The organism is Pseudoalteromonas shioyasakiensis (assembly GCF_022398475.1).
Taxonomy (GTDB): Bacteria; Pseudomonadota; Gammaproteobacteria; order Enterobacterales; family Alteromonadaceae; genus Pseudoalteromonas.
Window position 1 is genome coordinate 1 of record NZ_JAKEVM010000167.1, and the last position, 8,790, is coordinate 8,790.

An 8,790-nucleotide genomic window follows, 5' to 3' on the forward strand; every position below is an offset into this window, starting at 1 on the left:
GCACAAAGAAGGGGAGTAAAGTCGCTCCCAATAGGCTCATTTTGTGTTGGTTGTAATAACTATAAAATTTTATAAATACGAAGCGCACAAGTTGCTTCGTTAAAAACAACCCTAAAATACCTTTAAGTAGTCGGTGTGTGATACCGAGTGAATGGATGCTATTGGTCATTCTGACTCGCGCGGCTTACAAGCCAACCGGCTAGCGTTTCAAAGTCATCATTAGCAACGCTGTATGGAGCACAGTTAATCGCCACATTTCTAAATGCAGTTGCTTCTTTGATGACTTCATCTTTATTGATATATAAAGGTGCAATCAATGGTAATTCAGTTTGCCAAAGCTGCAATAAATCTGATTCAATCTCAGAGGCTGAATTATATTTATTGGTTAAAAAATAATGCTGCCAAGATGATTCAGCCTGCTTTAGAGTGTTTAAACGTTTGAAAGCAAAACTGTGACAAATAGCATCACAATTAATAATCTCAAGGAATATATCGTCTTCATTTAGTGAATAGCGGTGCACATCAACATGGGCTGGGCAGTCAAATAAAAACCAGCTGTCATCGCTGTCATTAAGCTGCTGACAACTCTCTATAACGCTTGAAAAGTCTAACCCTAAGTTCGAACGGCTGCCATAGGGTAAAAACTTTACGCCGTCGTTATCTTGGTGAAACTGCTCACATGCAGAGGCAAAGTTTGGGTAATCACTCCAGCCTAGCTGATGCTCCCAAGCAAGACCAAGGTGTAGGCCTAAGTCGCCTTTTGGATCTAAATCGATGGCATACACAGGCACATTTGATTTTCTCAAAGCACAAGCAAGGTTGGCCACAATAGATGTTGTACCAGTGCCACCTTTAATTCCTTTTAAAAAAATTCGCTTCATTTATGATTCTTTATTGCGTTTTTGTTAATTTTTTTTGTGCTCTGTGTTTGTGTTGTTGCTAATGCGATATCGTTAAGCAAAGGGTACTTTTCAATCGTTTTGCGATTTTTTTCAACATCAATAATTTCAACATAATCCGTTTCCTTGCCGCCAAATTGGCGTAACAGCTTTTCAATATCGTATTGAGTTAAGGTATGTGAATTTTTTACTGCAAAGTCATTCATCTAAAAAACCGTTATGAGAAAAATTAGCTTAAAAATGTTCACGATCCATGGACATAATCTGCATTATATATAGAATAGCGTTTAAAACTAGTACTAAAGTATCTTTTTTAAGGGTTTGTTGGTGCCTCATTTAAATATTACAGGACTAAACGGAGCTTTCTCTGAGCTAAAGCGAGGCGCAAACTATGCTTTACTTGCCCCGCTAGATAATCAGCTATTAGAGTTAACAAGGCATCTTTTAACCAATCATAAAGACTCGGTTTTTTTGCTCTCTGAACAAGTCGAATTATTTTTCGAAGGAGAGAGAAGCGAGTTATTATTTACCTTGTTCGAACAAGGGGTACTACGTCCTTTCCATTTACATCATAATGAGAATGTATCAAAAAGTTTGCATTTTTCCCGTGGTGTTATTAACGAAATAAAACAGTATGAGCAACTGAAAAACAGTACGGTTATCGTGCATGTCGATTCAGAACATTTAGTCTCTTTGAACGAACAGCAGCTTGGTGAAAAACTCAAGCTCTATGTTGCTTTGTCACAATCAAAAAATGTCACTTTAGTGTTTTTAATGTCAGGTGCTTATGTCAGTGAATTGAGACGTCAGTTATTAGCCTTAAACCGTTTCTTTGATGGCCTTATTTATATAACTCAAGAGGCATCAATTCGCACTCTTGAGTATGATTATTGGTGTCATAAAGAAGGAGTTATCGCTGGGCGTTCGGTTAATTTACAGCTTCATGATGGTCAACTTGCATTAGTTGAGGTAGAGCAAGAGGCTGATGATAAGTCGCAAGCAACGGAGCAAGACTTTGATGAAGACGAGGTATGGCTAACTCGCAGTGCTGTACCTGAGGGTACAAAGCTACCCGTGTTTTATAAAATAATTGATGATAATGATGCTCTTTTTTCTAAAGGGCTTACCAAAAAATCAGCGACGTTAGTTTTTGCAGTTACCCGATACACTGATTTAAAAGCGTTAGCCAAAGATTGCTTCTCTCTTCGAAAGAAATGTGGTCGCCGACTGAAATTAGTAATTCAAAATGTTGATGGCATTATTCGTCACCAGGACGAGTGCTTATTTTTAACTTTAGGGGTTAACCTTATTTTATATAGTTATTCTGAGCCTTCGCGTTTACTGTCACAAATTCAGTCAATTCAAGGGTTTCAGTTTACAAGGCCACTACCGAAATCTATTGATGATGTTCTAAAATACAGTGAAAATGTATTGGCTAAAGGTTATTTGCCTCCAGATAAGTTCGTACAGCAGGTTGCTAAACATAGTGACTCAGCTGCCAATCTGGGTGTAAGTGGCGTGCTTGTTATGTTGCAGCTTTTACCGCGTATTGATGCCATACATCCATTACATTTATTTCATGTAAAACGTGAAGGGGATATTTTTAGTTTTGCTGATGGCACGGTTTACCTTTATCTACATGCTTGTCGAGAGCACGATGTGGAAAGTGCGATTAAACACTTATTTAAATTACAGATAAGCGACTTTTTTATGTCAAAAAATGTCATTGCTGATCATTTTTATATTCAGCAAGAATGTCGCCGTATGCAACGTCATTTTGCTAATACTGAAATAACCGACTTTACCCAACAATTACAAGAAAACGTCAGTTACATTTTTGATACAAAAATAGCAGACATTGCAAATTTAAATACAGAGACACCGGAATTTAAAAAAGTGATTCGACCTATATCTGAGCCAATTAAAGTGACCTTAAAAGGTGAGCTATCATGAGCTTAAACCAGTTTTTTATTACTTTTATCATCGCAATGTTAATCGGCATTTTGCTAAGTAATACAGGTAAGGTATTGTTTAATAAAGTAGTCGTGCTCTACCGAAAACTAACATTTAGGCATGTATTATTAACGCCTTATACGCCAAAACGACACAATAAGGATAACAAGTGAGGCTTTCAGGATTAGGTATTTGGAATTTATACTTTTTAGTTAAGTTTGTTCTGTATAGCCGAGGTGATATTTCTTTTGATTTATTTGCAAACTTAGCATTTTTTGCTTTTCTAGCTATCTCTTTTCAACATGTTTGGTTGTCTCGTATCAAACACGCTATGAGTGTGGTGGTAGGAGTGGCCTTGTTGTATCACGACTCGTGGTTGCCCCCGATTTCTAGGCTCACCAAGCAAGCTGGCAATGTACAAGACTTTAGCGTCGGCTACTTTTTTGAGATCACAGCGCGCGTTGTTAGCCTCGATATGATTTTTGCGCTCTTTGCTTTAGTGGTTTTTTATTGGTTTACTGTGAAGTGGTTGCGTTACACCAGTATTTCAATAATTGGCTTTATGTATGCGTTTTGGTTAGGTGGGGCTGTTACGAGTGATGAGGTTACAACTCAAGTTGCTAGCAATAACCAAACTACAAAAAAACAAGTACCCGTTTTAGTTTCTGATACAGCAAAACAAAAGACACCGGATCAACAGTTACAAGACTTTTACCAGCAACAGAATTTACTACAAAGCCAGTTTCCTGACGTATTTAATGGCCAGCCATTTGATGTTGTTGTGCTAAATATTTGCTCTTTAGCGACGGCTGATTTAAATGCAATTGGTGTTGAGCCACGTAACTTATTTGCTGATTTTGATATTTTGTTTAGCCAATTTAACTCAGCAACGTCGTACAGTGGCCCTGCGGCAATTCGACTATTACGAGCAAGTTGCGGGCAAACAAGTCAAGAGCAACTATTTAAACCTGTTGATAAGCAATGTCAGCTATTCACTAACCTTGCTGAGCTTGGCTATAAAACCAGTGTGGCTCTTAACCACGATGGACATTTTGATGACTTTATTGGTTTGATCAGACAATACGGTGGTGTTTCTGTGCCAAAACTGAATTTTAGCCAATTTAGTGCTGCGCAGTATGGTTTCGATGGCAAACCGATTTATTCTGATGCGGATATACTCACTAATTGGTTGAAAAAGCAAGGTTCGAGTGAGCAGCCTAGGGCTCTTTACTACAACACCATTAGCTTACACGATGGCAATCAACTTGCTGGTCGTGAACGTATGAATAGCTTTGAAAGCTATCCGCTTAGACAACAGCGCTTATTTAATGACATCGATAAGTTTATAACTGAGTTAAAAGCACAAGGTCGAAACGTAATGCTGGTGGTTGTGCCTGAGCATGGGGCTGCCTTACAGGGTGATAAACTACAATTCTCTGGTTTGCGCGAAATTCCGAGCCCTTCAATAGTTTCAGTACCAACAGCGGTTAAATTCATCGGTCCTGATATAAAGCATGATGGGCTGAATGTCGTTGATGAAACAATGAGTTACTTTTCACTATCAGAGTTAATCAATAATACGATGAAGTTAGATTTGTTCACAGGGTCGGTACCCATTAACCGAGTGCTTGATAATTTACCAACTTCAGCCAAGGTCGCCGAGAATGAGGATACGGTAATGATGTATATAAAAGGGCAGCCTTACATCCAATTAGATGGTGGAGAATGGACCAAGTACCCGACTAATTAAGTTATTTGTCCAAAATTGTTTACAATAGACTACCCAGCTGCAGGGAGTTAGCGTATTATTCTCATACTATAGGTTCCCGTTTTTTGAGGATGTAATGCGTTTAGATATCCACTGTGCTGACCGAATTGGTATCGCACAAGAGATTCTCAATATCTTGGTTAGTTACCAAGTTGATTTAAAAGGCATCGAGGTAGATTCGGTTAATTGTCGAATGTACGTGAGCTTTCCGCCTATTGAGTTTGAACAATTCCAAAAAATTATGCCATCTATCCGTTTGATAGATGGCGTGAAAGACGTTCGTACAACTGCATTTTTACCTTCTGAGCGAGAGCATAATGAGTTAAATACATTACTACGTGCATTGCCAGACGGTGTGATATCTATTGACGCTAAAGGCTGGGTGCGTTTATGTAATGATGCCGCGTGTCGCGACTTGCAATTATCTGAAAGCGAAGTGATTGGCGCTAACATTAATAATTTGCTCAAAGGCTTTAATTTTACGCGTTGGTTAGAAGGCAAAGAAGTACTTGGTCAAACAACCCGAGTTGAAGTAGCTGGCGAAGACTTTATTGCCGATATTCTACCTATTTCAGTCCCCCAAGGTGCTGAAGGGGATGTGTTAGCCGGTGCAGTTATCAATATCAAATCACAAAGTCGCTTAGGCCAACAAGTCAGTGCGTTCCGTCGTTATGGCCAAGAAAGTTTTGCAACCATACATAACTTTAGTACTGCAATGCGCCGTGTGGTTCGTGAAGCGCGTAAAATGGCACAACTTGAAGCGCCAATCCTGATTACTGGTGAAACAGGTACAGGTAAAGAGCTACTTGCTCGTGCTTGTCATTACGCATCAAACCGCTCAGTAAAACCGTTTATCGCTTTGTCGTGTGCTTCGTTGCCTGATGATGTCGCTGAGTCTGAACTGTTTGGTTACGCAGGCTATGAAGAAAACGCGGCACCAAAACGCGGCGTTTTAGAGCAAGCTGATGGTGGCACAGTGTTTTTAGATGAAGTTGGTGAAATGTCGACTCAGCTACAAACTAAGCTACTACGTTTTTTACAAGACGGTACCTTCCGAAAAGTCGGTGATGAAAACGAAGTAAAAGTAAATGTGCGTATTGTTGCCGCAACACAAAAAGATTTACCAGCGATGGTGCAAGAGGGAACATTTAGAGAAGATCTCTATTACCGAATTAATGTTTTGACCTTAGAAATAGCCCCATTACGTGATAGAAAGGCAGATATCGGCCCGCTAGCAGAGCACTTTATTCAAAAGTATGCCCAGCAAAATGGTCATTCTGTGCCTGTGATGTCTGAGGATTGTTTACGTTTTTTACAAGATTACCCATGGCCGGGTAACGTGCGCCAATTAGAAAATGCGATTTATCGTGCGGTATCCTTGCTAGATGATAACGAACTGCGTATTGAGCACCTGCAGTTACCAACATTTACTCATGATTTAGGTTATCTTGAGTCTGACTTTGAAGGAACCTTAGACCAAGCGGTAAAACGTTTTGAGGCGACATTACTTCGCAAGCTTTACCCCGCTTATCCAAGCTCTCGCCAGCTCGCTAAGCGATTAGGTTTGAGTCACACTGCAGTAGCAAATAAGCTGCGCGATTATGGGATTAACCGTAAGACAGTGAAGGTTTAATTATATAGTTTAATTAAGCAAAAAAGGCTTAGGTAAAACCTAAGCCTTTTTTTTTCGATTAAAAACTATTGTTTGGTACCCATATCTTTGGTGACACCATCAATGGCGATACTTTTAATACCCTCATCGTCGAACTTAATAACAACACTGATGTTATTGCGGGCAAAAAAGTAGTCTCGATTATCAAGGCTGATAACATAATCACCTTTGACTGAATCGCTGAATTTGCGCTTTTCGAGTTTTAGGGTGTGATCAGCAATTTGCCAGTTGAAGCCTTCAATAAAGCCATTATTAAATTCCTGAACCCATACCTGTTGCTCGTCTTTGCTGAGTGTAATCGCCACAGAATATGACTCAGGTAATGACATATCATAGCTTTTATCACCAATAGTGAACTTTTCAGCATCTTGTTGCCAAGCAAAGCCAAATTTAAAGGCTTTTTCAACACCCGTTGGGTACTTTAAGGTTCCATCCCCAGCAAAGTTAAAATCTGCAAAGGCAGAGCTGGTAAATAAACTGGCTGAAAACAGAGTGACCAAACTAAATAATTTCATTAGGTTATTCTTTTTTTATACTAATATATGCACAGATTAGAGCAGAATATTCGCCTTAGCAATACGCTGTGATACACTTTGTGCATCATCAACTGGTTAGACCTTTACCGTGAACCTCTATTTTCGACTAATACTGCTGTTTTTTAAAATTAAACGTAATCGTGATTATCAACAATTGTTAGACACGATTGATATTGAATTCAAAGCGTTACCGACCGATTGCGATATTAACTTCCATCTGACTAATTCTCGCTACTTAGCAATGATGGACCTTGCCCGTACTTGGATGACTGAGCGAGTAGGCTTGTTAAAGCACATAATGAAGCGCCGCTGGTTTCCAATCGTTAATGCAACTGCAATTACCTATATTCGCGATATAAAGCCAATGCAAAAGTACACAGTTAGCACTCGCTTGGTTGGCTGGGATCATAAATACTTTTACATTGAGCAAAAATTTCATTCAGAAAGAGGTTTGCATGCAATTGCTTATGTGCGTGGTGTATTTAAACGCAAAAAAGGTGTAGTCAGCGTTGAAGAGATGCTTGAAGTTGCGGGCTTTAGCGGTGTTGCCCCTATTTTGCCAGCAGAAGTGATGCACTGGAAAGAAATGTTAGAGCAAAAGAAGCTCACTAATAAGTGATACCTAAGATTAGCTAAAAAAAATGCCAGCTAAGCTGGCATTTTATGGCTTTAAACACAGTTTACTCTGCTGCGCAAACTGCTTCACTAACAAACGTTAAGTCGTTTACGTGTGCTGGACCATCCATTACGAATGTCGCTTCAGCGGTGTTTTGATCTAAGGTGTAGATTTTTGCATTCTCGCCGCTTTCTCTACCTGAAATATAAATTGTACCGTCATCAGCAATCGCAATACCTGACGCCCAGTTAACACCGTGCTCACCGATTTGAGTTAACTCAAGGCTGCCTTCATCTAATGTGTAAAGTGCTTTACCAGTTAATACGTAAAGTACATTGTAGTCACTTGAATAAGCGATGTCGCCATCAGAGAATGAGTCGCCTTCATACGATAGTTTACCTAATACCGTTTTTTCACCTGTAGTTAGGTCAAAATCATACATGTATGTTTTGCTTGTCGCACGTAAAGACAGACCATCCGCAGTCACTGTTGAGCGATAAATAGGGAATGATGTCGCATCGGCAACTTCAGCTTGCGTATCAGTGGCTAAATCTAGGCTATAGATTTTTGACGCTTTGCTGCTTTTATCAAGTTGCTCCATGAAGTACAGCATACCGTCTTTGCTAGCAATATTTGATGCTGTATTGTTAAGACCTGCAACAACCGTTACAGCGCTTGATTCTGGGTTAAAGTGATACACATAGCCTTCAGTCTCAGAACCAAAGTTATTAATACCATATAAACCGGTTACAACTGCACATGGTGCCGGAATTTCAGTCACTACGACGTTATCAATGAATGCACCTACTGAATCAGATGTCCCCGCGCCTGCAAAGCTTAACACTGAGCTTGCGCTGTCAGCCTCAACTGTAAAGCTGTATTTAGTCCAGCCTTTTGTGCTGCTGTTGACAACGGCTAATGATTCACTATTCCAGAAAACTTCTGCTTTATTTGTTTGTTCATTGCCTGTTACACGTGCAGAATAGTAAAAGCTCACTTCATATTGATTCCCAGCAGTCGTCGCAATTGCTTGCGAAATACTGTAGTTGGCTGTTGAATCAAGCTCAATGAGTTGCTCACCATCTTGTGCAGGAACAATGCCAAGTTTATTGGTTTGAATTTCAAATTTAGCGTTAGTACTACGAGTCCAACCAGGTATTACATCAAATAACTGCCATTGACCATTGTGATCGGTCACTGTATCTGTATTTTCAAATGATCCGTTTTCTACTAAATTTGTGCCAGCCATTGCGATCGTTGATGCAATAGCTAAAGGTAAAATTGCTAGTTTAGTAACCAAGCTTTTCATGACACTCTCCGTTAGGTGATTAACATAAAATTAATAT

Annotated in this window: 8 protein-coding genes; 4 read left to right on the forward strand and 4 right to left on the reverse strand. The window is 39.5% G+C overall.

The window, feature by feature from the left end; all coding sequences use genetic code 11:
• Positions 1-158: 158 nt before the first annotated feature.
• Both bcsQ and bcsR read right to left on the reverse strand, forming a co-directional pair.
• Positions 159-881 carry a cellulose biosynthesis protein BcsQ gene (gene bcsQ, locus L1D51_RS19295; protein ID WP_239964546.1) on the reverse strand — a complete coding sequence of 241 codons (723 nt, stop codon included), beginning with the start codon at positions 879-881 and terminating at the stop codon, positions 159-161.
• On the reverse strand, positions 878-1,105 hold the full coding sequence (gene bcsR, locus L1D51_RS19300) for a BcsR/BcsP family cellulose biosynthesis protein (RefSeq protein WP_239964547.1): 228 nt from the start codon (positions 1,103-1,105) through the stop codon (positions 878-880). Before bcsR ends, bcsQ begins: the two co-directional genes overlap by 4 nt.
• 121 nt (positions 1,106-1,226) lie before the next feature.
• Between bcsR and bcsE the strand changes: the two genes are divergently transcribed.
• The 3 genes from bcsE (at position 1,227) to tyrR (ending at position 6,253) form a co-directional block, all read left to right on the forward strand.
• The gene (gene bcsE / locus L1D51_RS19305; RefSeq protein ID WP_055198378.1) at positions 1,227-2,852 is read left to right on the forward strand and encodes a cellulose biosynthesis protein BcsE; all 1,626 of its coding nucleotides are present in this window, start codon (positions 1,227-1,229) and stop codon (positions 2,850-2,852) included.
• 169 nt (positions 2,853-3,021) lie between these two features.
• Positions 3,022-4,602: a cellulose biosynthesis protein BcsG gene (gene bcsG / locus L1D51_RS19310; RefSeq protein WP_239964548.1), complete on the forward strand. Its 1,581-nt coding sequence runs from the start codon at positions 3,022-3,024 to the stop codon at positions 4,600-4,602.
• Positions 4,603-4,696: 94 nt separating this feature from the next.
• Entirely contained in the window at positions 4,697-6,253 is a 1,557-nt protein-coding gene (gene tyrR / locus L1D51_RS19315) for a transcriptional regulator TyrR (RefSeq protein ID WP_054561931.1), read from the forward strand.
• 65 nt (positions 6,254-6,318) lie between these two features.
• Here the strand turns inward: tyrR and L1D51_RS19320 are convergent, their stop codons facing one another.
• Positions 6,319-6,807, reverse strand: coding sequence for a hypothetical protein (locus L1D51_RS19320; RefSeq protein ID WP_054561930.1), 489 nt, complete (start codon positions 6,805-6,807; stop codon positions 6,319-6,321).
• Positions 6,808-6,916: 109 nt separating this feature from the next.
• On the opposite strand from L1D51_RS19320, the gene L1D51_RS19325 reads away from it, so the two are divergent.
• Positions 6,917-7,447, forward strand: a complete 531-nt coding sequence (locus L1D51_RS19325; protein WP_054561929.1) for a thioesterase family protein — start codon at positions 6,917-6,919, stop codon at positions 7,445-7,447.
• Between the two features lie 61 nt (positions 7,448-7,508).
• Here the strand turns inward: L1D51_RS19325 and L1D51_RS19330 are convergent, their stop codons facing one another.
• The gene (locus L1D51_RS19330; RefSeq protein ID WP_054561928.1) at positions 7,509-8,753 is read right to left on the reverse strand and encodes a DUF642 domain-containing protein; all 1,245 of its coding nucleotides are present in this window, start codon (positions 8,751-8,753) and stop codon (positions 7,509-7,511) included.
• Positions 8,754-8,790 lie beyond the last annotated feature (37 nt).